This is a genomic window from Rhodococcus sp. LB1 (assembly GCF_001583455.1).
Taxonomy (GTDB): Bacteria; Actinomycetota; Actinomycetes; order Mycobacteriales; family Mycobacteriaceae; genus Rhodococcus_F; species Rhodococcus_F opacus.
In genome coordinates, this window is record NZ_LTCZ01000146.1 from 1 (window position 1) to 22,855 (window position 22,855).

Below are 22,855 nucleotides of genomic sequence, written 5' to 3' on the forward strand. Positions count from 1 at the left end.
TGCCCGGCAATCGACAGCACTACGCACGGGGACGGTGCGATGGTTCAACACCGAACAGGGTTTCGGTTTCCTGGCCCCGGCCGACGGATCCGACGACATCTTCGTGCACGTCTCCGAAATCGCCGGAGACGGTCACCGCATTCTCGAGGAAGGACAGCGCGTCAGCTTCACCGTCTGCCGCACCGAGACCGGCAACCAGGCGCGCGACGTCCGGGTCGCCTGAGCTCACCGAATCGTGTTCGTCGAACCGGCAAGTCGGGACGCATTCGGCACAAGCTTGCACTTTCGTTCGCCGGCGGGTTGAGGGTCGCGGCAGCTGGGTACGCTGCCGAGAGTCGCAGAAACCGACGACACAGACGTGGAGTGCAGATGGCCGAGGTCGACGAGGTTAGACGAATGAAAACGAGATCCGGTGTGCCCGTGGAACTTCGTGTGGCGGCGGAGTTCGAACAGTTGCCTGTGGTGCGCGCCGTCGCGGAAACTCTCGCCGTTCTGGGAGACTTCACGCTCGACGACGTGGCCGATATCAAACTTGCCGTGGACGAGGTGTGTTCGGAACTGATCGCGGCTACGCCGGGAAGTGCCGAACTGACGTGTTCGTTTGCCGTCACGGAGACGGGGTTGCACGTGACGATCAGTGCACCCCTCACGCGAGGCGGAGTGCCCAACCGGGAGAGCTTCGGCTGGCACGTGCTCGAGACGTTGATGAATGCGGTTTCGGTATCGGAGGGACCCGTCGGCAACGGGTCCGTCGAACGGACCGTGGCGGTGGAACTGGTCAAATACCGGGGCACCATCTAGTGTCGCCGATTCCGGAACGCAGCGAGCGGCACCGTCCCGGCAGAGACGACTACAAGGACGTGGCGCCCGCGGTTGCGCGCCTGCGAGCCCTGGACGAATCGTCCGGGGAGGCGTCCGCGCTGCGCGACGAAGTCATCACACGTTGCCTTCCCCTCGCCGATCACATCGCCCGCCGATTCGGTGGGCGCGGCGAGGCGCACGAGGATCTGCTGCAGGTCGCCCGACTCGGTCTGGTCAAGGCCGTCGACCGTTTCGATCCGGACCGCGGCTTCGACTTCGTGTCCTACGCGGTGCCCACGATCATGGGGGAGGTTCGCCGGTACTTCCGCGACACCGGCTGGTCGATGCGGGTGCCCCGGCGCATGCAGGAACTCCACGCGTTGATCACCAAGGCCGTCGACGAGCTGTCGCAGGAACTGGGACGGTCACCCTCGGCCAGTGAGATCGCCGCCGAACTCGAACTCGACGTCCGGGAAGTGTCCGAGGGCCTGCTCGCGAAGAATGCCTACCAAACCTTGTCGATGGATGCGGCCATGGGTGACGATCCCGACGACCTTCCCCTCGCCGAGACTCTCGGCGAGGAGGACCCGGAGCTCGCGAACGTGGAAAGTCACGCCGCCGTGCGGCCGGCGTTGGAGAAACTTCCGCCGCTCGAACGCCGCGTGCTGATGTTGCGGTTCTTCGGCTCGATGACCCAGACGGAAATCGCCCAGCGGGTGGGCGTCTCGCAGATGCAGGTCTCGAGGATCCTGGCGCGCACCCTGTCCGGGCTGCGGGAGCAGCTGGGCGGCGGCTGACCACCCGCGTCAGCCACCCAAACCGGAGACCGTCGATTCGAGCGACGCGGCGTGAAACTCCAGATCGCTCTGCGAGCAGTCGCGGTCCTTCGGGAGCTGTTCGCGCAACTCGTCCCGGGTCACGATGACCAGGGACTGATGCTCGTCGCCCAGCTCACCCGAATCGACGATGGTGGGGGCGCCGCTCTGCAGGATCAGGGCGGGATCCGGCAGTGGCGAATCGAGAAGTGTCTGCAGGTGGGTCGCGGTCACGTGGGTGTTCATAGTGCCCGGCATACCCGGACGTACCGCGTTCGAACCCCGCCGGTTGATGCTGCCGCGAGTCGGGCACACGGCACTCGTCGTCGCACGAAGGGAGAGACTGTTGCACGTCACCGCGCTCCGGCGCCTGCGCTCCTGGGCGGGGGACGGTCAGCGACACACCGTGGTGGTGCAGTCGGTGAAGGCTGCGACCGCCGCCGTGCTCGCGTGGATTCTGGCCGAGCGCCTTCTCGGATTGCCGCAGCCGTTCCTCGCGCCCTACGCGGCGGTGTTCATGATCGAGGTCACGGTGTCGCGATCACTGCGGGTGGCCGGCGAACAACTCGCGGCGGTTTCACTCGGGGTGATCCTGGCCGCGGTGGTCGGACTGCTGTTCGACTCGGTCACCGTCGGTGTCGGTGTGGCGGTGCTGACAGGTCTCCTGCTCGGCCGTTGGCGCCGGTTCGGTTCGAGCGGGGTGTGGGTGGCGGTCACCGCGCTGCTGATGGTGACGTACGGCGATTCCGATCAGCCGGCGATGCTCGGCGACCGCATCCTGGCGATCGCGCTGGGCGCCGGAACCGGGGTGGCCGTGAACGCGCTGCTTCTACCTCCGCTGTATCTGCGGCGATCGGAGCGCGCGCTGACCGGGCTGGGTTCGACCGCCACCGCGCTGTTGTGCGACGTCGCCCGGGAGCTGCGAGAACCCGGAACCGGTGGACAGCCCGATCGTTGGGCCGAACGGTCGGCGCACGTGCGGGTGCAACTGGACGACGCCCTGGACGCCGTGGCCTGGACGGCGGAGAGCGCGCGCGCCAACGTGCGACGCGCCGCCGGTCCGGTCGCCGCCGGAAGGAAGTGGGAACAGGCGGTCGTGGCGCTGTCCGAGGGCTGGCCCCAGTGCACGGAGATCGTCCGCGCCACCTCGCTGGCGCTGGCACCGCAACCTCCGTTCGGTCCTCTCGACCCGGAGATCCGTGACAGCGCGGCCGCGTTCGTGGAGGCCCTGGCAGACGTGATCCGAGCCGACTTCGCCTTCGCCGACAGCCGCGACGCTCACGTCGCCGCCTGCCGGACGGCGGAGGAACGGCTCCGCAACTTCGAGGATGCGGTGTCCTGCCACAGCGGTCTGACCCGGGGTTCGACGATGAGCGCCGGCAGCATCCTCCGGCCGTGCGCGGCGGCGCTGAGCTTGCTGACCGGGGAATCTCCCGCCTCGCCGTCCGGGGCGGGATCGGTGGACGAAGACGGTCCCGGGGTCGAGTAAAGTCTTCTCGACGGTAGAGACAACTGCTGCGTTCGTTCAGTGGGTGTCCTGTCGGTTACACCCGGAATTTGAGGTGTATCCGAGAATGGCCGAGACTGCGGGTGAGCGCCCTGGGTCGATGTCCCCCGATCTCGACAGCGCGACGATCGCTGCCCAATTGGGCTCCTTGGCAACCGCGTTGGACGAGTTCAATCGCAATTCCGGTTCGCAGGTGGAGATGAGCCTGCTGCTTCAGCGGGTCTGCGATCAGGTGGTGGACGCCATCGCCGACGCCGACATGGCCGGGATATCGCTGCTACGCGACGGGCGGGTGGTGACCGTCGCGTACACGGACGAGGCGGTCCGGGAGATCGACATTCAGAACTTCCAGGCCATCGACGGCGACTACTTCGGTGTCGCCGGAACACGGAAGGTCGTCAAGGCCCGGCTCGGGGAGGCCGCGGCCCGGTGGCCGTCGGTCGCCGACAATCTCGACCAGGCCGGTATGCGCAGCTTCCTGTCCGCGCCGCTCGCCGTCGACGAGGCCCTCGCCGGCACCCTCAACATCTACGGGCAGGGGGATCACGGATTCAGCGAACTCGACGCGGTGGTGCTGCTCGTGTACACGACGGCGATCGAGGGTTTGCTGAGAAGCGCCCGCAGCGTGGAGTTGGCCAGGAACGAGGTCTCGGGCCTCACGAGGGCCATGAAGACCCGCGCGGTCATCGAGCAGGCCAAGGGTATCGTGATGGCGCTGCGGGGCGTTCCCGCGGACCAGGCGTTCGAGATCCTCGTGGCGCAGTCGCAGCAGGAGCACATCAAGTTGGCGGAGGTGGCGCGCCGCATCGTCGAATCGGTGACGACGAATCCCGAGTGAACCGGGCCTGGGACCGGGCGATCAGTCGGCGACCGGAGAAAGCGCGCCGAGGAAGGACTGCGCCCACCGGTGCACATCGTGGTCGAGCACCTGACGGTGCAGCCGCGACATGCGGCGCCGTCCCTGCTCCCGCTCCGGGTCGAGCGCGGCCATGATCGTGTTCTTCACTCCGTCGAGGTCGTGCGGGTTCACCAGGTAGGCACCCCGGAGTTCGGCGGCGGCACCGGCGAACTCGCTGAGCACCAGCGCCCCACCCAGATCCGCTCGACACGCGACGTACTCCTTCGCGACGAGGTTCATCCCGTCACGCATCGGGGTGACCAGCATGACGTCGGCGGCCAGGAACAGCGCGATCAGCTCGCTGCGATCGACCGGCTGATAGAGGTAGTGCACGACCGGCCGGCCGATCTGACCGTGATCACCGTTGATGTGGCTGACCTGCTCCTCGATGGAACTGCGCATCTTCATGTAGTGCTCGACGCGTTCACGGCTCGGGGTGGCGAGCTGCACCATCACGGTGTCCGACGGGTCGAGGCGGCCCTCGTCGAGCAGTTCGCCGATAGCCGAGAGCCGCAGGTCGATGCCCTTCGTGTAGTCGAGTCGGTCGACTCCGAGGAGGATCTTGCGGGGGTTCCCGAGCTCGCGGCGGATCTCGGCGGCCCGTTCGACGATGGCGGGATCGGTGGCCTGTTCGACCAGTTGCCGGGAGTCGACGGAAATGGGGAACGCGCCGACCTGCACGACGCGGTCGTCGAGTGTCACCCGGCCGAGTGCGCTGCGCACGCCGACGCCTGCGGTGGTGGTGTCGAGTCCCAGCAGCCTGCGCGCCAGGAACAGGAAATTGTTGGCGCCGCCGGGCAGGTGGAAGCCGATGAGGTCGGCGCCGAGCAGCCCCTCCACGATCTCCTTGCGCCACGGCAATTGCATGAACAGTTCGACGGGCGGGAAGGGGATGTGGAGGAAGAACCCGATGGTCAGGTCGGGGCGCATCTCCCGCAGCAGACGGGGCACCAGCTGCAGCTGGTAGTCCTGCACCCACACGGTTGCGCCCTCGGCCGCGGTGCGCGCGGTCTCCTCGGCGAAGTGGCGATTCACGTCCAGGTACGAGTGCCACCAGTCCCGGTCGAAGACCGGTGCCACCAGCACGTCGTGGTACAGCGGCCACAGCGTCGCGTTCGAGAATCCTTCGTAGTACAGCGAGACCTCGTCCGAGCTCAGCTCCACCGGGTACAGGTCGACCCCGCCGGAGACGATCGGTTCGACCTTCGTGTCGGGCACACCGGGCCAGCCCACCCAGGAACCGCGTTCCCGGTCGTGAAGGATCGGTTCCAGGGCTGTGACGAGGCCTCCCGGGCTCCGCTTCCAGCGTGTCGTCCCGTCGTCGAGTGTCTCCATGTCCACGGGCAGTCGGTTGGCGACCACCACGAAGTCGGACGTGCCGTGCGGAGCAGTGTCTTTCACGCCGAGCGCCCACCCTGGTGAATTCCCTGGGCGACCAGCCGGAAGGCGTCCTCGAGGTCGGCGCAGAACGGGATCTGTGCAGCCATGTGCATTGCCGTCAACGGTCTGCGGAGGGCGTTGTTGCCGGTCACCGCCCACGGCACGGTGAGCCTGCGGGCGCGACCGGCCATGATGTCGAGTATCGGCAGGGCCGACGCGCAGAAGAACTGAACATCCGTCAGGTCGAGCACGAATGGAAGCCGTTCGTTGATCGCCTCGTCGAGGTGATTCCCGAAGGTGTGAAGTGTGGTGACGTCGATGTCACCAGATATCCGGACGACGAGAATCCCGCCGGCACCGGGCACACTGACGACGGAGAGCCGCCCGTGCTCGGGCTCGACGGCCCAGCTGAACAGCGTCGAATTGTCGGCAGGGTCGTAGCGTGTCGGCAGCGCACTGAGAACTGATTTCATGTCGTTTCCTCACGGTCGAGCGACGTAGGAGACAGGCACGAAATTAGGCGCGTGAACCGTGCCCGTCCATTGCGGCTGGGGGCTCAACCGTGCAGGACTCTGACGTTACCCCATGGTGTCAATGGCGGGGGCGCGCCTCTCACCCCGACATCTCCGCCGACATGCCGCCGTTCGCGTTTTCGGTTGTCCCACTGCACTTCTCGCCGGCGCATCCGGCGGCACAGCGGGAGCCCGGCGTAGCTTGTCGGCGAATTGGGTAATCGGCGCGAATGGAAATCATCGCCATCGTGATCCTTGTCGGCGTCGTGACGTTCGTGATCGCGCGCCGCCGTGCGCAGAATCGGAGGCAGCACTGATGCGGGACAGTCCTACGGGCGACGCCGCTTCTTGTGCGAACTGTCGCAGAAGGGAGCGATGCTCGTCCGCCCGCACCGGCACAGCGCCACGGTGGCCCGATCGCTGCCGAGCGAGTTACCTTCGGTGTCGAGGATCCGCGCAGCACCACGCACCAGGAGTGGACCATCAGGGCAGACCGTGATCGTGACGTCGGATTCGTCGGCCCCTGCAGATTCGTCGGCCCCGGCAATGGGAATGGAGTTCATATGACTACCTTGCACTCTCCGTCGATGTCGGACACGGTGGCGCAATCGGGAACGTCCATGCCCTTTCCGAAGCCGCGCGGTCCCGTCAGCGATCTCCTGTTCTCCATTCTGCGCGCAGACGGCGCCGATGCCGAACCGTTCGTGGCGGCGGCCCGCTCCCTCGCCTCGTCGGCGCGCGACAGTCCGCGGGCGTTCCTCTTCGACGAGGACGCGCAGATCTGCCTGACCGCGCTCTACGAACTGCACCTGCAGGGGATCACCGGTGTCGGCGACGGGTGGGAGTGGAACAGCGACCTGATCGCCGCCCGGTCGGCGCTCGAGGTTCCGTTCGACGCGGCGATCCGCGACGTCGCCGACGCACCGACCGGCGCCGACGACGTGGTGGCGGCGCTGTGGGCGATGACCGCCCCCAGCACAGCGCCGGGACTGTCCGGTCACATGGCCCACGACGCGGATCTCACCCAGTTCCGGGAACTGCTGATCCACCGTTCCCTGAACCAGTTGCGTGAGGCCGACGTGCACACACTCGGCATCCCGCGGCTCGCGGGCGCACCCAAAGCGGCGCTGGTGGAGGTGCAGTCCGACGAATACGGCGGCGGCAGGCCCGAGCGGATGCACTCGGCACTGTTCGCCACCACGATGCGCGAACTGGGGCTGTCCGACGGCTACGCGCACTACATCGACGCGGTGCCCGCCCTCACGTTGGCGTCCCTCAACGCGCTGTCCCTGTTCGGCCTGCACCGCAGCCGTCTCGGGGCCCTGGTGGGGCACCTGTGCGCAGTGGAGACCACGTCCGCGTTGCCGAGCAAGAAATACGCCGCCGGACTACGCCGCCTCGGATTCGGGAAGGCGGCCACCCTGTTCTTCGACGAGCACGTGGAGGCCGACTCCGTGCACGAACAGATCGTCTGCCGCGACCTCGCCGGCGGGCTGGTCGCGGCACGGCCCGCAGTGGCCGACGACATTCTGCTGGGGGCCGCGGCCTGCCTCGCCTTCGACGACCTCGTCGGCGACCATGTCACACGGTGCTGGGAGGCGAACCGCACGTCGCTGCGGCAGCCGCCCGGTTAGGGGTCAGGTGCCGGACGCGGCGACCGCGTGCTCGAGATCGCTGAGCGACGTCTCCAGGTGCGTGATGATCCGCTGAAGGTGGGGGACGGCGTGCCGATCGCCCACGACGCCGACGTCGAGCTGACCGGACCGGCTGGTGAGGGTGATGCTGAGCGCCTGCCCCCCGAGGACCGTCGGCGCCGGATACACCGCGTCGAGGCGGGCCCCGTTCCAGTACCGCGGCCTCGACGGGCCCGGCATGTACGAGATCATCACGTTGAACGGCGGGGGAGTGTCGTCGACGAACCGGCGGACCGGCTCGAGCAGGATCGGGCTGATCGCCAGCGCGCTCATCAGCTGGAACTGGGTGTGGCTCAGCGCGCCGAACACACGGTTTGTGTGCTCGACCGATTCGCTGATGCGGGCGAGGCGTGCCGCCGGATCCGCTTCGTCGGTGGCCAGGCCGACGACCATCGCGCCGACGCCGTGATCGCGGCCGCGCGGACCGATCATCGTGCCGCCCAGGTCGAGGGGCACGGGCAGCATCGCCGTCAACGGCGCGTCCGGCAGCGCGTACTGCTCGAGGAGATACCGGCGCAGCGCCCCCGAACACATCGCGAGCACCACCGCGTTGATCGTGGTGCTGGCCGCGGTGGCCACCGACACCAGGCGCCGGATCGGCCACGACCGTGCCGCCAATTTCCGGGCCCGGCCGACCGGAACGTTGAGCATCGTGGGCGGCGACTGCAGGGGAAGGGTCAGATGCTGCTCGCGGACGCCGTCGTAGGCGACCTTCGCGAGCGCAGGCAACACCCCGACGATGCTGGTGGCGGCCCGCACCCCGGCCCGCACCACGGCCACCGGCAGCACGGATTCCCGCCGCGACGTGCCGGCGACCCCGGGCGTCCACGGTGCGGGGCAGTCGCGGGCGTCGGGGTCCGTCGACAGGGCGTGATGGAGAAGCCGCAGCCCGGCCGGTCCGTCCATCAGCGACAGGTGAATTTTCGAGAACACGGCCGTCCGTCCGTCGGCGAGCCCCTCGATGACGTGCATCTCCCACATCGGGTGCTGCGGATCGAGCGGCATGCCGTGCATCTGGGACACCAGCGACAGCAGGTCCTCCATGCGGCCCCGGCCCGGGACCGCGGTGTGCCGGACGTGGTAGCCGAGATCGATGTGGTCGTCGAACGACCACCAGGGGTAACTGGCGCCGCGGAGCGGGCGTACGGCGCGCCGGCGGAACGTGTCCGACGCGCCCTCGTGCGAGATCAACGCCTCGAACATGGACCGGGCATGATCGGGCCCCGACTCGCGCGGCGGTTCGAACAGTTCGAGCGCACCCACGTGCATGGGATGCGACGGCGTCTCGAACAGCACGAACATCGCCTCGGTGGGACTCATCACCGACATCCAGCGCCTCTTTCTCATGCTCGGGACACGGCCCGAGCATGCCCCGGCGCATCCCACGTCTCCAGGGTAAGCAGAACACGGAAACTTCTTCCGCAAGGCCGTTTTCGTGCCCCGCCCGCTCAGCCGCGATCGAGCTGCGGAAACACCGTCTCGCGGGCGAGAAGCAGAACGGCGGCCGCGACGGGTATCGCGAGCAGCGCCCCGACGATCCCCAGCAGTGCGCCGCCGATGAGGACGGCGACGACGGTGACCATCGGGGGCACCTTGACGGTTCGGCCGATGATGCGGGGAACGAGAAGATAGTCCTCGAACAGACGGAGCGCGATGAAGAAGACGATGGTGGCCAGTGACACCGGCAGGGACACGGTGAGGGCGACCAGCGCCACCACGACACCGGCGAGGGTGGATCCGACCACCGGAATCAGGTCCAGCACGGCGACCAGGACGGCCAGCAGCAACGGGTAGGGGACGTCGAAGGCCACCAGCCACACGAACGTGAGGACGGCGGTGATCAGCGAGATCAGGAGGTTCCCGAGCACGTATCCGCCGACCTTCGCGAAGATTTCGTCGCCGATCAGAATCGTGCGTGGACGCCGCGAGTTCGGGGCCAGGCGGTAGATCGACGACCGGATGTGTGCGAAGTCGGCCAGGAAATAGGCGGTGAGCACGACCACGATCACGGTGCCGCTGATGGCGCTGAACACGAACTTGCCCGCACCCACGATCCCGCCGACCACGATCGGCACGTTGCCCGCATCGAGTGCCCGGCGCAGTTCGTCCTGCAGATGGAAGCGGGTGCTGAGTTCCCCCAGTACCGGGTAGTTCTGCTCGAGGTGCCCCAGGTAGTCCGGGGCGTTGTGCACGAGTGCGCCGCCCTGCGTCACCATCGGCGGGATCGCCGCGGCCAGGAACCCGGCCAGCACAGCGAAGGCGAGGACGAAAACCGTTGCGACCGCAGCCCATCGGGGAAATCCGTGCCGCACCAACCAGGACACGGCAGGTTCGAGGCCGATCGCGAGGAATGCGGCGACGGCGATGAGAACCAGCACCCCGCGGGCCGCGAGAACGACCTCGATCAGGGCGTACGTGACGGCGACACCGGCGGCCCCGGCCAGCCCGATGAAGAACGGGGATCGGCGATCGAACCGCGGTCCGGGCCTCCCGAGCGGATGCGCGGCCGTGCTGATGCGCGCCGCGCCCTCCTCCGCGGCGATGATCGGCTGCTCCTCCGCGGGGGAATGCGGTTGGGCCACGTTGTCGTCGTGGCCCCCGGCGCCCGTGGTCACGGTCGTCTGACGACTCTGTCCCGCCGTCCACCGCCGGCAGTGTCCCGTCCGATGCGGGAGCACCGATCGGCGGCGGTCGATGTGCCGGGCCCGGTTGTCGGCGCAACCGGCGATGCGGGTGTCGAGCGGCAATAGTCGTCGATCAACTCCACCGCTTTTTCCGCGCACACGGCGGGTGACGGCATCCGCCCGATACCGAGGCCGTCGATCACGATGACGCTGCGGCGGCCCAATCCTTCGACGCCGAGCGACCAGCCGAAGGTCCGGTTCCACGCCAGCACCGCGTTGCGTCCCGGCAGATAATGCAACCGGAGCGGCAGAACGAGGACGACTTCGATGCCGTCGCTGTCCCACCAGTCGATGGAGTCGGCGTGAACGCTCCTGGCCACCGTGTGGATGTAGTCCCGAACGGTGCGGGTGTCGGCAATGCCTGTTCCGCTCTTCATCGTCCACCGCCTCAGCTGTTTGACGATCGACATACCCTGCCCCGCGACAGTTGAAACTTCACCCACCGAGGTGTGGGTGCTCGAGGGGCGCGACGCGCCCGTCTCCGGGTAGCCTCGCCGCATGCCTTACGTGGAGCGCTCGGGAGATGTGTTCGTCCTGTACTTCGGTGAGGAGGGAGAACCCGACAGCGAGAACGCCTTCCACCCGGATTGGATCGACAGGGTCGACGGCCTCCTCGATCAGGTCGAGAAGCACGACGGTCCCGCCGCACTGGTGACGACGGGGCTCGGAAAGTTCTACTCGACCGGTCTCGACACCGCCTGGGTCGTCGCCAACACCGACAAGCTGAACTCCTACATCGACCGTGTGCAGGGCCTGTTCGCGCGGATCCTCACCTTCCCCCTGCCGACCGTGGCCGCGCTGACCGGGCACACCTTCGGCGGCGGCGCCATCCTCGCGGCGGCCCACGATCACCGGGTGATGCGTGAGGACCGCGGCTACTTCTGCCTGCCGGGCATCACCATCGGGGCGAGTTACGCGCCGGGCAGCATCGCGCTGCTCGCGGCCCGGCTGCCCGCGCGGGCCGTGCACACCGCCCTGGTGACCGGCCGTCGGTACGGTGGCGTCGCCGCGAGCGAACTCGGGTTCGTCGACGAGGTCGCCCCCGAGCAGCACGTGCTCACCAGGGCCGTCGAACACGCGCAGGGGCTCGTCGCGACCCGCGGTCGCACACTCGGTGAGATCAAGTGCTCCCTCTACGCGGACGCCGTCGCCTCGCTCCGCACCCCGGTGGCGAACCTCGAGTCACAGGAGGCGCTGAACGGCGGCTGACGAGTCACGGGCACACCGAGGGTGTCTGCCGTGAAAACGGGTACTACTCCCGCGAGGAGCGGGGCGTCGGGCATCCGTTCTCACCGTCATCCGGAGGCGACCACCATGAAACGCGTTCTGACACTTGTCCTGCCGATCCTGCTGGCCGTCTTCGCGCTGGCCGCGTGCGGAAGCGACGGTGACGACTCGTCCGGTTCGGCGGAAACGGCGCACGGCGGGGACCATCCCATGTCCGGCATGCCGTCGATGTCCATGTCGATGCCTGCGGGGGCGGCTCAGCGGGAGATCGTGATCTCCGATTTCAAGTACACCCTGCCCGGCACGTTCGCGCCGGGAGAAGAGGTCACCGTCCGCAACGACGACACCGCCGAACACACCGTGACGGCGGACACCGGCGACCTGTTCGACGTGGAGGTCGAACCGGGTGCGACCGCGACGTTCACCGTCCCCGGTCAGCCGGGCACGTTCGCGTTCCACTGCACCTATCACCCGAACATGGTGGGCACGCTCGAGGTTCGGTGATCCCGTCAGTCGAGCGGCTCGATGCGGAAGACCTCGCACCGGTCCGCGGCGGCCGCGAACGCCTCCGGGGAGGAGTTCGCGACCGTCCCGGCCTCGAGGAACATGGTGACCCCGTGCGGCACCCGGGTCGGGAACTCGCGAAGGATCCGGCCCCGCTCCGACACCGGCAGCGCGACCAGTCGGACACGCTCGCGTCGCCGCCCCCGGGTCAGCTCACCACGCCCGGCTGCCCGGGCGTTCTTCGCCCAGTCCGATTCGGCGTATCCCGCGACGACGTAGCGCCGGCCGTCCACCTCGTACGGTGAGACGGGCGTCGACCGCAGCACGCCCGTCTTCCGGCCGGGGACGGTGAGCGCGGGCATCGGCATCGGTACGCCCAAGCGATGCAGCCCGACGATCACCCTGTTGACGTGGGCGAGATACCAGGGCGGCAGCACTCTTCCGGTCCGGCGCACCATGTCCTCGACTATTCCGAACTCGGCGCTCTCGTGGCAACCACCTCGATCTCCACGAGCGCATCCCGGTGCGGGAGTGCGCGCACGGCGATGCAGGATCGGGCGGGTTTGATGCCGGCGAAGGTTTCGGCGTAGACGGCATTGACGGCGGTGACATGCTCCATCGACGTGAGGAAGATCGTCGCTTTGACGACGTGCTCGAGGGAGCTGCCTGCCGCGGCGAGCACCGCGGCCACATTGGCGAAGACCTGGCGCGTCTGGGCCCGGGGATCGTCCTTTCCGACGAGCACGCCCGATTCGGCGGTCAGGGGCAGTTGCCCACTGCAGAACACCAGGTCGCCGACCTGGATGCCCTGGTTGTAGAGATGCGCCGCGGACGGCGCGTGGGTGGTGGCGATGGCGGTGTTCACGTGCATTGGTCCTTTACGTCAGAGTGCAGGGGTCGAGTTGGGTGGACGGCGCGGCGGGGTCCGGGTGTCCGCCGGTGAGCGCGCCGGTGATGCCGGACAGGACCCGGTCGAGCAGGGTCTCCGAGGTGGCGAAGTTGATCCGGATGAACCGGTCACCGGCCTTCCCGAAGGGCGCACCGCCGTCGACGAGCACGTGCCCGGCGCGGCGGATGCGGTCGATCGGATCGTCCACCGGCAGGGCCGAGACGTTCACCCAGCTCAGATACGTGGCCTCGGGCAGGTGGTGCCGGGCCTCGGGCAGCGCCCGGGTCAGGACGTCGTGGACCCGTGCGCGATTGCGGTCGAGGACGCGGATGAGGGTGTCCTGCCACGCCTGCCCGTGCTGCCATGCGGCGAGGCATCCGACGACCCCGAGAACCGACACCGCGCCGTAGAGGTCGGGTGGTTCGTTGTCCCGGACCGCCAGCAGGTCCTTGGGACCGTAATGCAGCACCGCGCAGCGCAGACCGGCGAGGTTGAAGGCCTTCCCGGCGGACGTGACCGTCACGGTCCGCGATGCGGCGTCCTCGCTGATGGATGCGAACGGGATGTGCCGGTGCGGTTGGTAGATCAGTTCGGCGTGGATCTCGTCGCTGATCACCAGCAGGCCGTACCGTTCGGCGAGTTCGGCGATGCGCTCGAGTTCGCCGCGCGTGTGCACTCGACCCGTCGGATTGTGCGGATTGACGAGGACGAGCACCTTGGGACGATTCTGCGCCAGGGTCCGCTCGAACTCGTCGAAGTCGAGAGCCCACCCGTTCTCGGTGTCGACGAAGGGGAATTCGACGGTGCGCCGCCCCATCGTTTCGATCGTCGCCAGGAATGGCGGGTAGTTCGGGGTCTGAATGACCACCGCATCCCCGGGTCGGGTGCCGAGACGAAGGATCAGCTGCAGGGCCTGGATCAGATCGGTCTGCTCCCGCACGTCTGCAGGGTCGACCTGCCAGCCGTAGCGGTCGGACATCCGCCGGGCGAACTCGGCACGCAGGGGAGTGCCGCCCAACCAGTTCGGGTACCCGAGGTCGCCGCGGTCGATGACGTCCTTCAGCGCGTCGCGGATCTCCGGGGTGACGGGAAAGTCCATGTCGGCGACCCACGACGGGAGTGCCCCGGCTTCGACCGCGCGCGCCCATTTCACCCCGGTGCGCCGGGACAGCGCACCGAGGTCGAGGTCGTCGAATCCCGGGAACAGGGAGTGGGGTGTCGTCGAGGTAGTCACAACGCTGCTTCCGCTGGGACGGTCGACAGGGCGTCGCGGGAAACCTCGACCTGTCCGTGATGTTGGGCGAGTTCCTCGAGCACGTGGAGGAGGACCCCGTTCGGGGTCAGTTGGCGGCTCGGCCCCTCGTAGTCGGCCGGTGGGGTATTCGTCAGCGGCGCAGCGGGGTCGAAGCCGTCGAGGTCCTTCTGCAGGTTCGCCCGCACGGCGGCGATGGTGCGGGTGAGGTCTGCGATGGTTCCCCGGGCGGTGAACTCGGCCTCTCTGTCACGGTTGCTCTCGCGGCCGCCGATCAGGTGCCCGATCCAGTAGTCGGCCACCTGGGTGCAGTGGTAGGTGATGGCCCAGGGGGAGTTCGCGCCGTCGAAGGGTGGTGCCTGATTGGCGCGCTCGTCGCCGAGTTCGCCGAGGACGGCGAGCATGCCGTCGAACGCGCGGTCGAGGAAGTACAGGTATTCGTCGGTGTTCACGGGATTCGCTTTCGTGGTGGGAAGGTGCGGAAAGTCAGTGGATCTGTTCGAGGACAGCGTCTTTCGTCTCGGGCAGGCGGGTGAGCACGATCAGTGCGCCGATCGCGAACAGGACCGCGCTGGTGGAGAAGACCAGTCCGGTGCCGCCGAAGCCGAGCAGGAAGGGGACCGCGATGGGGCCGAAGACCGAACCCAGCCGTCCCAGGGCGGTGGCGGAGCCGACTCCCGCGCCGCGACTGCGGGTGGGGAACAGTTCCGGGGTGTAGGCGAAGATCGAGGAGAACATGCCGAAGAAGAAGAACTGCAGGAAGGATCCGGCGAGGATCAGCTCGAACGTGCCCGAACTCTGGCCGTAGAAGAAGGCGGCGATGCCGGATCCGATGGTGTACCCGGCCAGGCAGTAGCGCCGTCCGAGCCGCTCGATCAGGTACGCGGCCGACAGGAATCCGGGGATTCCCCACAGGGCCATGGCGAGGACGAACCCGATGCTCTTGGCGACGTCGAGGCCGTTGTCGGTCAGGAGCTTGCCGATCCAGGTCGTCAGCCCGTAGTAGCCGGTCATCAGGCAAAACCACACTGCCCATACCGTCAGGGTGCGCGCTTTGTGTGCGGGAAGGAAGAGTGCCCGGAAGCCACCCCGTCCGGTGTCCTCGCCGTGCGCGCCGCGCACGGGTTCGGGCTCGGGTAGTGGCCGGCCGGTCGCGTCGCGCACCGCGCTTTCGATGGAGGCCAGGGTGCGTTCGGCTGCGGCCGTGTGCCCCCGGGAGACCTGCCACCGGGGTGACTCCGGCAGGTTGCGCCGAATGATCAGTGCGACCACGGCCAGGGCGGCCTGCATGAGAAAGAATCCGCGCCAACCGAACGTGGAGGCGACCAGGAGGTAGGACACCGCGCCGGCCGTGATGAATCCGATCGGCCAGGCACCCTCGAGCAGGGCGGCGTAGCGCCCGCGCTTCGACGAGGGCATGAATTCGGCGAGGATTGCCGCGGCCACCGGGAACTCCGCTCCCATGCCGATACCGAGCAGGAATCGGAAGGTGAGCAGGGATTCGAAGTTCCACGACAGGGCGAGTCCGATGCTCGCCAGGCCCCAGGCGATGATGCTGTACTTGAAGACCCGCCGGCGTCCGAATCGATCGGCGATGGCACCGGCCCCGACGGCTCCGAAGAACATTCCGGCGAAGCTTGCGCTGCCGAGTACCCCTGTCTGTGCTGCGGTGAGCGAGAAGTGGTGGCTGATCGGTGACAGCAGGAAGGTCATGGCGCCCAGGTCGATCGAGTCGAAGAACCAGGCGGTGGCAATCACCAGGAAGAGGTTTCGCTGGACACGGCACCACGGCAGTCGTTCCATCCGGCCGGCGATCGTGGCGCTGGTCAGGGGAGGCGCGGTGGGCCCTCGTGTCGGTGCGGGGACGCGCGCATCGTCGTACATGGAATCCGGGCTCCTTTTGGTGAGAACGCTGTGTGAATGAGTCCCGTCGCTGCCACCGAGACGAATCACCCTCGCTGGCGTCACCACCCTAGGGGGTGACGGGAATCATGGAAGAAGTTTGAACTCGTTCGCGTCACCTGTCAAGATGGTGACGTGAACGAGTTCGTGTATGTGAGTGGACGGCATTGCCTGGATTTCGCCGGCACCATCCTGTGGCGCCGGACCCTGCGTACCGAGCTGCTCGAGAATCCGGACGATCTGTGCCGGTGGGTGGCCGGGGCGAACCTGTGCGACGAGATGGAACCGCCGTCCGCCGACAGCGTCCGCGACGCACGGCACCTCCGGGAGGCGATCTACAGCGCCGTCGGTGCGGCGCTGACCGGCAGCACCCACCGAGCGACGGAAGCCGAGGTCGGCCTCCTCAACACCGCCGCCGCGGGTCCGCTGCCCACCCTCACCCTCACCCGCGAGGGCGACACGACCAGCACCGGCACACCAAGCAACGCATTGAGCCTCCTCGCCCGGGACGCCATCGATCTGATCGGCTCCCCGGCGATGGCGAAGGTGAAGGAGTGCTCGAACCCGGACTGCACCCGGCTGTTCGTCGATCTCTCCCGCGGCTTCTCGCGCCGCTGGTGCGGAATGGCGGAGTGCGGCAACCGGATCAAGGCCGCGGACTACCGCCGCCGCAAGAAATTGCAGAGCATCGACTAGTGGCGATCAGGGCTGGCGGGCGCTTCGCTGTCCCGCCACCAGCAGAACACGAACAGGGCCAGCGACGCGACGAGTGTCGAGACCACCCATACCGTGAGGGCGATGTCGACCCACGACCCGATCGGCGGGCTTCCCGGCAGGATTCCACGCAACGGCACGACGGCGAACAGCATCGCGGCCATCCAGCCCAGCATGTCGGTGTTGACGGCGCGCTTGCGGCGGAACGTCTGCAGCGCGACGAAGGCGGCGAGGCCCGCCAGGATCGTCATCATCAGCAGCAGGATTCCGGCGTAGATCAGGTTCCCGCCCGTGCGCGCGAACATCAGCGCGGCGCCGGTGCCGTTCCGGGAGAGGTCCGTGTCGACCGCCACCGCCTCGGCGCGTGCCTTCCACCCGTCGACCCGGCCCTCCAGCAGCAGGGCCGTGGGCACCAGTTCGCGGTCGGCGCCGAGCCCCTGATAGGCCTCCACCACCATCGGATTCACCTCGAACCGGTCGAACGGCCAGTACGCCGCGTTGCCGGTGGCGATGAACTCGGTATCGAAGGTCGTGGCCGAGGCGCCCGCCCGGAAGACGATCTCCTCGTGGCTGGTGCTCGGGATGAGAAGCAGCGTGATGTCCCGGTTCAGGGTGTCGCCGTTGGCGTGTAGGAAATTCTCACCGACGGTAATCGTCACCTCGGCCTGCACCCGGTCGGTCGTGGGCTGCAGCGACTTCGCCGTCACGAGGACCACGACCTCGTCGCTACCGATCTCGAACGGTCCGTCGTCGTCGCCGGTGCGGCTGCTCAACCCGTACACGATGAGCGACGCGGCGTAGATCAGCGCGAGGAGAAGCGCCGGCACGGCCCACTGGAGCCGGGGATGGTGGGCATTCATGGGCGTTCGGCGAATCACAACGAGACGGAGGTGTTCTCGGGGTCGATCAGGATCTTCGCGTGCACCCTGGGGCTGCCGAGCGCGGTGAACGCGGATTCGACACCGGCCAACCCGACCGTGCCGGTGATCAGCGGCGTCGGATCGACCTTTCCGTCGGCGAGCATCTGGAGTGTGTCGCGGAATTCGCCGGGATCGTAGGCGATGGCGAAGCGCAGGTCGATCTCCTTGTTGATCGCCAGTGCCGGCCGGAAGGTGTCGGTCTCCATGCAGACCCCGACCACGACGACACGTGACCGCAGCGGCGCCCCGGCCAGTATGCCGTCGATGACTCCGGGCATCCCGACACACTCGAAGACGACCGGCCCGGACGGTGTTGCGCCCACCGCGTCGGCGAGGGCGAAGGCATGCCACCACGGCAGCTTCGGGATGCGACGCAGCTTCTCCATGGTGTCCAGCCCGAGGGCGAGCACCTCCGTGATGGAGGTCGTCTCCCTGCGCCGCGGATAGGACGTCCAGGGCGACGCCGCGGCAGGATCGACCACGACGTCGGCACCGCATTGCCGGGCGAGTTCCCGCCGACGGGCGGAGAAGTCGGCGGCCACCACGGCGCGGACACCGGACGCCTTCAGCATGCTGATCACGGCGAGACCGATCGGGCCGCATCCGATGACGATCGCGGTCCGGCCCTTGCCGACGTCACCCTTCCGCACCGCGTGCCACGCCACCGCCATCGGCTCGGTCAGCGCGGCCTTCTCCGCCGACAGCCCGTTGGGCACCGGCAGGGTCATCGACTCCTGCACCACCACCTGTTCCGCGTAGCCGCCCGGTGCCGAGGCCGACAGCCCGGTCAGGTGGATGTCCGACCCGGTGCGGACGATGGGCAACGCAACCACCGCGGTTCCCGCCGGCCACCGTTTCCGGCAGCCGGGCCCGTAGTGCGCAATGGTGCCGCTGAACTCGTGCCCGAGCACGACTCGCTGGTGGGAGCGCATGAAGTCGCGGTAGCCGGTCTCGGCCGCCAGTTCCGCCATCTCGTCGGCGTGCACGCGGGCGTGCAGGTCCGAGCCGCAGATCCCGCACCGGGACACATCGATCAGCACCTGACCCCGGGCCGGGATCGGAGCCGGGATGTCACCCACCTCCAGGCGAGTCTCGGTGCAGATGACAGCCTTCATGCTGGGCTCCTCGGGTGCGGCGCGGTGGGCCTCCGCTCCGAACGTAGAACACTCCCGACGCCCACACACCACGATTGCCGAATGGTCGCCACAGGGGGTTGTCCCGTCCCGGCGATGGGTGTACACCGACAGCATGAGCGTCCTCGGTCAGATGGATTCGTTTCGTCGCGTCTTTCCCACCGCCCGCCGCAACCGGGCAGACCTGTTGCGCTGGTTGCGGCGCCGCCCGCAGCTACTCGCCGCCGTCGGGTTCCACGAGTTCGCGCTCGCGACGAGCGCCAGGGTCGATCCCCGCCTCAAAGCGCTCGGCGAGATCAAGGCGGCCGCGCTGACCCACTGCGAGTACTGCCTCGACATCGGATCGGCGTTCAGCCGCGCTCTCGGAGTGAGCGACGCGCAGTTACGCGCTCTCCCGACATTTCGTGAGAGCAGCGAATTCGACGACACCGAGAAGCTGGTGCTGGAGTTCGCCGAGGCCATCACCCGCACGCCCGCCCACATCGGCGAGGACCTGCGACGCTCACTGCTCGCCGAGTTCTCCGAGGCGCAACTGACCGAACTCGCCGCGGCCATCGCCTGGGAGAACCACCGCGGACGTCTCAATCAGGCGCTCGGTGTCCGGCCCTCCGGGTTCTCCGACAGCGACTTCTGCGTCGTGCCCGAGCAATAGCCGACGGAGTCTCCGAACTCGGTCCGATCGACGCCAGATAGTCAGCGGCAGCGGGAACGGGACAACCCGCCGAGCACGAAACCCAACCCGATGCCGAGCATCCACACGTCCTTGGCGACGGCGATGCCGTTCTCGTTCGGCCAGATGCTGCCGGGGTTACGCAGCGCGGGCGTCCTCGCGTACATGGCCACGAGGCCCCCGGAGAACCCGGTGAGCGCCGCCCCGGCCACGGCGGAGGGCACAAAAGGTGCGAGTAGAGCTGCGCCCGTGCCGATCTCGGCGACCGAGAGCAACTTGATGAATCGTTCCGGCTGAATCGCGTTCAGGAACGGGAACGCTCCCGCCGCCATACCGTGAATCCCCTGGGCGGTCTGCTCGTCCGCCGACCATTTCTGTATCCCCGTATGGAGGATGAACCCCCCCGTCGCGATGCGCGCGGGAAGGTCGCCGAGTGTAGTCAGTCGCATGGTGGTCTCCTGTCGTCCGGGTCGAACCAGAGAACTGTTCCCCTCGTCAGCCTCCCACTCGGTCGACGGCCGGGAGCGGTTTCGACGGAGCGGGGGTGCCGACCGGCGGGTGGACACGCCCGTACGTGGCGGCCCCCACCGTCACGAACACCGCGCCCAGGATCGCGCCGGCGACAACATCGGTGAGCCAGTGGACACCGAGGTACACGCGGGTCGCGGCAACGATCACCACCCCGCACCCGACCACGGCCCCGCCACACACCCGGACGAGGCGGCGACGGCGGCCGAGCAGGATCGCGGCCGTGATGCCGAGCAAAGCCACCGTACCCGTGACATGTCCGGACGGGAACGAGTAATCCGTCTCCAGGACCTCCTGCAGGTCGAGGGCCGGCCGGCTGCGCTCGACCACCAGCTTCAGGGCCGTGCTTGCCGTGGTGGCGGCCCCGACCGTTCCGACGACGAGGACGGCGGGAATCGCGGAACGCCGATGCCACGCGAGCGCGAGCCCGCAGATCACGGCGAGGGCCACGGTGGCGACGGGGCTGCCGAGGTCGGTGACGAGGAGCGCCGCGTGGTCGAGGACCGCGGAACGGTTTCCGACGGCCCACGACGTCACGGGCACGTCGGCACCGGTCAGTGGGCCGCCGTCGTGGACCTGCACGCAGAGCACGGCCAGTATCAGCGTCAGGGCGGACATACGAAGCCCGGCGTGAGCGGCAGAGGTGTGGGGCATCCGGCCAGTGTCGTCACGGCCTGCTGTGGGAACGCTGAGAGCGCGTGGCCGACGCCGTGACGGTCTGTTGTACTGAAAGTCGCGCGGCACAGGGAGGAGACGCTGGTGCGAGTTCTTCTGGTCGAGGACGAGAGGCGTCTCGCGGAGACGGTGCGCCGTGGACTGACTGCTGAGGGGTTCGTCGTCGACGTCGAACACGACGGCGTGTCGGGTTTCGAGGCGGCGCTGGCCGGCGACTTCGACGTGGTCGTCCTCGACATCATGCTGCCCGGGAAACACGGGTACGACATCGTGCGGGACTTGCGGAGCCGTGAAGTGTGGACTCCGGTGCTGATGTTGTCGGCCAAGGACGGCGAATACGACCTGGCGGACGCGTTCGATCTCGGGGCCGACGACTACCTGATCAAACCGTTCTCGTTCGTGGTGCTGGTGGCCCGATTGCGGGCGCTGATCCGCCGCGGCGCGCCACGGCGTCCCCCGGTCCTGACGGCGGACGGCCTGGAACTGGACCCCGCCCGGCATCGGGTCACCCGCGACGGCACCGCACTCGCGTTGACGCCCCGCGAATACAGCGTCCTGGAGTTCTTGATGCGGAACGCCGGGTCCGTGGTCACCAAACAGGAGATTCTGCAGTCGGTGTGGGACACCCACTACGAGGGCGACGACAACATCGTCGAGGTGTACATCGGATATCTTCGACGCAAAGTGGATGCCCCGTTCGGCGGGAACAGTATCGCCACCGTTCGCGGGGTCGGTTACCGGCTGAAGTCCGGAGACGACTGACGAGTACCGTCCACGGGGAGGGTGATCACGAATCGCGCTCCGCCCGTGTCGCTGTCGGTGACGTCGATGGTGCCCCCGTGGGTCGCGACGATCTCGGCCACGATGGCCAGGCCCAGTCCCGCACCACCCGAGTCGCGGGTGCGGGGGGTGTCGAGTCGGACGAACCGTTCGAAGATCCGCTGCCGGTCCGGCGGGGCGATTCCGTGCCCGTCGTCCGTGACCTCGAGGACCGCTCCGTCGTTCGAGGTCCGGCAGATCAGGCGGATCTCACGCCGGGCGTGACGCCGCGCGTTGTCGACGAGGTTGCGCACGGCCCGCGCCAGTTGCTGCGGGTCGCCGACCACTCGGACCGGCGCGATCGCCGCCCGCACCACCAAGTCCGGCGACATGTCCCGCACTCGGGCACTCTCCGCGTACATCAGGTCGTCGACGTCCACGTCCACCGACGTGTGGGTGAGCCCGTTCTCGTCGGCCCGGGCGAGGAGCAGCAGGTCCGCGAGGAGATGGTTCATTCGGTGCGCCTCGGGCAGCAACGACTCATCGACCAGCGACGTGTCGACCAGTTCGGGCCGGGTGTGCGCCAACTCCAAAGCGGCCGTGATCGTGGCGAGCGGGCTACGCAGTTCGTGCGATGCGTCGGAGACGAATCGTTGCTGCGCGCGGTGACCGGACTCGAGACGGCCGAGCATGCTGTTCATCGTTTCGGCGAGCCGCGCGATTTCATCCTGGGTGTCCGGCACCGGGACGCGTTCGTCGAGTCGGTCCGTGGAGATGGCGGCCACCCGCGCCCGGATCCGTTCGACGGGCAGCAGCGCCGCGCCGACGAGTCGATAGCTCGCCACCGCCACCATCGCGACGACGACCGGACCACCGATCGCCATCAGAAGGGCCACCGTGCCGAGGATGCCCTCGATGGGTTCGCGGTCCGCCCCGACCACGACGGTCGCGGGACCCGGCGGTGACTGCGCACCCCGTTCGACGATCCAGTAGTCGGGCTCGCCGCCCAGATCGATGTTGCCCAGATAGCGCGACTCGCCGGGCGGCACCGGCTCGAACGCGACGGGGAGGCGGTCGGCGCCGGGAGAGGCGGCCACGACGGTACCGGCCGAGTCGACGACCTGGATGGTGCCGACCTGGCCGTCGGTCGCGAACAGCGAACTGTCGAGATCCCCCGGTGCCGCGGTCCGGAGTTGCTCGACGATCTGCCGTGCGCGGGCGTCCGCGGCGTCGCGCGCCGAATGTTCCAGTGTCCGGTACAGCACCAGAAGTAGTGCTCCGCCCGCGAGGACGAGGCAGATCGTGACCACCAGCGCGGCAGCCGCCGCGGACCGGGCGCGCACGTTCCACGACCTCGGGTCGAGCAGATTCCGCTCCATACGGTTCAGTGT

The 22,855-nt window shown here is 68.1% G+C and carries 28 protein-coding genes; 11 read left to right on the forward strand and 17 right to left on the reverse strand.

All coding sequences use genetic code 11. From position 1 onward, the window contains the following. The first annotated feature begins 34 nt into the window (after nt 1-34). The 3 genes from AZG88_RS20780 (at nt 35) to AZG88_RS20790 (ending at nt 1,598) form a co-directional block, all read left to right on the forward strand. Nucleotides 35-223 (forward strand): cold-shock protein, encoded by a 189-nt coding sequence (locus tag AZG88_RS20780; RefSeq protein ID WP_061698823.1) that lies wholly within the window; start codon nt 35-37, stop codon nt 221-223. A gap of 146 nt (nt 224-369) precedes the next feature. Next, complete coding sequence (locus tag AZG88_RS20785) at nt 370-801, forward strand: ATP-binding protein (protein WP_005246240.1); 432 nt, start codon at nt 370-372, stop codon at nt 799-801. Then, a complete protein-coding gene (locus tag AZG88_RS20790) occupies nt 801-1,598 on the forward strand; it encodes a SigB/SigF/SigG family RNA polymerase sigma factor (RefSeq protein ID WP_005246239.1) in 798 nt (265 codons plus the stop codon). The genes AZG88_RS20785 and AZG88_RS20790 overlap by 1 nt, the downstream gene beginning before the upstream one ends. Before the next feature lie 9 nt (nt 1,599-1,607). On the opposite strand, the gene AZG88_RS20795 is transcribed toward AZG88_RS20790, so the two are convergent. Beyond that, on the reverse strand, nt 1,608-1,862 hold the full coding sequence (locus AZG88_RS20795; protein WP_005246238.1) for a hypothetical protein: 255 nt from the start codon (nt 1,860-1,862) through the stop codon (nt 1,608-1,610). Between the two features lies 1 nt (nt 1,863). Between AZG88_RS20795 and AZG88_RS20800 the strand changes: the two genes are divergently transcribed. Together AZG88_RS20800 and AZG88_RS20805 are read left to right on the forward strand one after the other, a co-directional pair. Next, nucleotides 1,864-3,105: an FUSC family protein gene (locus tag AZG88_RS20800; protein WP_231914112.1), complete on the forward strand. Its 1,242-nt coding sequence runs from the start codon at nt 1,864-1,866 to the stop codon at nt 3,103-3,105. Between the two features lie 85 nt (nt 3,106-3,190). Continuing rightward, nucleotides 3,191-3,961 (forward strand): GAF and ANTAR domain-containing protein, encoded by a 771-nt coding sequence (locus AZG88_RS20805; RefSeq protein WP_005246233.1) that lies wholly within the window; start codon nt 3,191-3,193, stop codon nt 3,959-3,961. A 21-nt stretch (nt 3,962-3,982) separates the two neighbouring features. Here AZG88_RS20805 and AZG88_RS20810 read toward each other — a convergent pair whose 3' ends face one another. From AZG88_RS20810 to AZG88_RS20820, 3 genes are all read right to left on the reverse strand, one after another. Further along, nucleotides 3,983-5,422 carry an alpha,alpha-trehalose-phosphate synthase (UDP-forming) gene (locus AZG88_RS20810; protein ID WP_061698789.1) on the reverse strand — a complete coding sequence of 480 codons (1,440 nt, stop codon included), beginning with the start codon at nt 5,420-5,422 and terminating at the stop codon, nt 3,983-3,985. Continuing rightward, nucleotides 5,419-5,874, reverse strand: a complete 456-nt coding sequence (locus AZG88_RS20815; RefSeq protein WP_005246230.1) for an STAS domain-containing protein — start codon at nt 5,872-5,874, stop codon at nt 5,419-5,421. The genes AZG88_RS20810 and AZG88_RS20815 overlap by 4 nt, the downstream gene beginning before the upstream one ends. A 368-nt stretch (nt 5,875-6,242) precedes the next feature. Then, nucleotides 6,243-6,476, reverse strand: a complete 234-nt coding sequence (locus AZG88_RS20820; protein ID WP_005246226.1) for a CDGSH iron-sulfur domain-containing protein — start codon at nt 6,474-6,476, stop codon at nt 6,243-6,245. 24 nt (nt 6,477-6,500) lie between these two features. On the opposite strand from AZG88_RS20820, the gene AZG88_RS20825 reads away from it, so the two are divergent. Further along, nucleotides 6,501-7,547, forward strand: coding sequence for an iron-containing redox enzyme family protein (locus AZG88_RS20825; RefSeq protein WP_061698824.1), 1,047 nt, complete (start codon nt 6,501-6,503; stop codon nt 7,545-7,547). Nucleotides 7,548-7,550: 3 nt separating this feature from the next. On the opposite strand, the gene AZG88_RS20830 is transcribed toward AZG88_RS20825, so the two are convergent. The 3 genes from AZG88_RS20830 to AZG88_RS20840 all read right to left on the reverse strand — a co-directional run bounded on the left by AZG88_RS20830 (nt 7,551) and on the right by AZG88_RS20840 (nt 10,668). Further along, on the reverse strand, nt 7,551-8,936 hold the full coding sequence (locus AZG88_RS20830) for a WS/DGAT/MGAT family O-acyltransferase (RefSeq protein ID WP_025432581.1): 1,386 nt from the start codon (nt 8,934-8,936) through the stop codon (nt 7,551-7,553). Nucleotides 8,937-9,055: 119 nt separating this feature from the next. Next, nucleotides 9,056-10,222, reverse strand: a complete 1,167-nt coding sequence (locus tag AZG88_RS20835; protein ID WP_061698791.1) for an AI-2E family transporter — start codon at nt 10,220-10,222, stop codon at nt 9,056-9,058. Continuing rightward, nucleotides 10,219-10,668 (reverse strand): DUF6292 family protein, encoded by a 450-nt coding sequence (locus tag AZG88_RS20840; RefSeq protein WP_061044859.1) that lies wholly within the window; start codon nt 10,666-10,668, stop codon nt 10,219-10,221. Before AZG88_RS20840 ends, AZG88_RS20835 begins: the two co-directional genes overlap by 4 nt. Nucleotides 10,669-10,789: 121 nt before the next feature. Between AZG88_RS20840 and AZG88_RS20845 the strand changes: the two genes are divergently transcribed. Further along, the gene (locus AZG88_RS20845) at nt 10,790-11,500 is read left to right on the forward strand and encodes an enoyl-CoA hydratase/isomerase family protein (RefSeq protein WP_025432580.1); all 711 of its coding nucleotides are present in this window, start codon (nt 10,790-10,792) and stop codon (nt 11,498-11,500) included. 105 nt (nt 11,501-11,605) lie between these two features. Next, complete coding sequence (locus tag AZG88_RS20850) at nt 11,606-12,022, forward strand: cupredoxin domain-containing protein (protein WP_005246219.1); 417 nt, start codon at nt 11,606-11,608, stop codon at nt 12,020-12,022. 5 nt (nt 12,023-12,027) lie between these two features. On the opposite strand, the gene AZG88_RS20855 is transcribed toward AZG88_RS20850, so the two are convergent. Genes AZG88_RS20855 through AZG88_RS20875 form a run of 5 tightly spaced genes read right to left on the reverse strand, consistent with a single transcriptional unit; the run spans nt 12,028 to nt 16,047 of the window. Continuing rightward, the gene (locus AZG88_RS20855) at nt 12,028-12,480 is read right to left on the reverse strand and encodes a nitroreductase/quinone reductase family protein (protein WP_005246218.1); all 453 of its coding nucleotides are present in this window, start codon (nt 12,478-12,480) and stop codon (nt 12,028-12,030) included. An 8-nt stretch (nt 12,481-12,488) separates the two neighbouring features. Further along, nucleotides 12,489-12,893 carry a Rid family detoxifying hydrolase gene (locus AZG88_RS20860; RefSeq protein ID WP_061698794.1) on the reverse strand — a complete coding sequence of 135 codons (405 nt, stop codon included), beginning with the start codon at nt 12,891-12,893 and terminating at the stop codon, nt 12,489-12,491. Nucleotides 12,894-12,900: 7 nt separating this feature from the next. Next, complete coding sequence (locus AZG88_RS20865) at nt 12,901-14,145, reverse strand: MalY/PatB family protein (protein ID WP_061698796.1); 1,245 nt, start codon at nt 14,143-14,145, stop codon at nt 12,901-12,903. Next, nucleotides 14,142-14,615 (reverse strand): DinB family protein, encoded by a 474-nt coding sequence (locus AZG88_RS20870; RefSeq protein WP_061698799.1) that lies wholly within the window; start codon nt 14,613-14,615, stop codon nt 14,142-14,144. Before AZG88_RS20870 ends, AZG88_RS20865 begins: the two co-directional genes overlap by 4 nt. A gap of 34 nt (nt 14,616-14,649) precedes the next feature. Further along, on the reverse strand, nt 14,650-16,047 hold the full coding sequence (locus AZG88_RS20875; RefSeq protein WP_061698801.1) for an MFS transporter: 1,398 nt from the start codon (nt 16,045-16,047) through the stop codon (nt 14,650-14,652). Between the two features lie 153 nt (nt 16,048-16,200). On the opposite strand from AZG88_RS20875, the gene AZG88_RS20880 reads away from it, so the two are divergent. Beyond that, on the forward strand, nt 16,201-16,761 hold the full coding sequence (locus tag AZG88_RS20880) for a CGNR zinc finger domain-containing protein (RefSeq protein ID WP_061698804.1): 561 nt from the start codon (nt 16,201-16,203) through the stop codon (nt 16,759-16,761). Here AZG88_RS20880 and AZG88_RS20885 read toward each other — a convergent pair. After that, nucleotides 16,758-17,639 carry a DUF4436 family protein gene (locus AZG88_RS20885; RefSeq protein ID WP_025432579.1) on the reverse strand — a complete coding sequence of 294 codons (882 nt, stop codon included), beginning with the start codon at nt 17,637-17,639 and terminating at the stop codon, nt 16,758-16,760. The genes AZG88_RS20880 and AZG88_RS20885 overlap by 4 nt on opposite strands. Before the next feature lie 14 nt (nt 17,640-17,653). Next, the gene (locus AZG88_RS20890) at nt 17,654-18,814 is read right to left on the reverse strand and encodes a zinc-binding dehydrogenase (protein ID WP_061698806.1); all 1,161 of its coding nucleotides are present in this window, start codon (nt 18,812-18,814) and stop codon (nt 17,654-17,656) included. 133 nt (nt 18,815-18,947) lie between these two features. Here AZG88_RS20890 and AZG88_RS20895 point away from each other — a divergent pair, with 133 nt between their 5' ends. Then, nucleotides 18,948-19,484 (forward strand): carboxymuconolactone decarboxylase family protein, encoded by a 537-nt coding sequence (locus AZG88_RS20895; protein ID WP_025432578.1) that lies wholly within the window; start codon nt 18,948-18,950, stop codon nt 19,482-19,484. Between the two features lie 41 nt (nt 19,485-19,525). Here AZG88_RS20895 and AZG88_RS20900 read toward each other — a convergent pair whose 3' ends face one another. Both AZG88_RS20900 and AZG88_RS20905 read right to left on the reverse strand, forming a co-directional pair. Then, complete coding sequence (locus AZG88_RS20900; RefSeq protein WP_061698807.1) at nt 19,526-19,951, reverse strand: hypothetical protein; 426 nt, start codon at nt 19,949-19,951, stop codon at nt 19,526-19,528. Nucleotides 19,952-19,997: 46 nt separating this feature from the next. Next, entirely contained in the window at nt 19,998-20,684 is a 687-nt protein-coding gene (locus AZG88_RS20905) for a phosphatase PAP2 family protein (RefSeq protein WP_061698809.1), read from the reverse strand. Between the two features lie 105 nt (nt 20,685-20,789). On the opposite strand from AZG88_RS20905, the gene AZG88_RS20910 reads away from it, so the two are divergent. Then, nucleotides 20,790-21,467 carry a response regulator transcription factor gene (locus AZG88_RS20910; RefSeq protein WP_005246198.1) on the forward strand — a complete coding sequence of 226 codons (678 nt, stop codon included), beginning with the start codon at nt 20,790-20,792 and terminating at the stop codon, nt 21,465-21,467. On the opposite strand, the gene AZG88_RS20915 is transcribed toward AZG88_RS20910, so the two are convergent. Then, on the reverse strand, nt 21,440-22,843 hold the full coding sequence (locus AZG88_RS20915) for a sensor histidine kinase (protein WP_061698811.1): 1,404 nt from the start codon (nt 22,841-22,843) through the stop codon (nt 21,440-21,442). The two genes, AZG88_RS20910 and AZG88_RS20915, sit on opposite strands and share 28 nt — an antisense overlap. Nucleotides 22,844-22,855 lie beyond the last annotated feature (12 nt).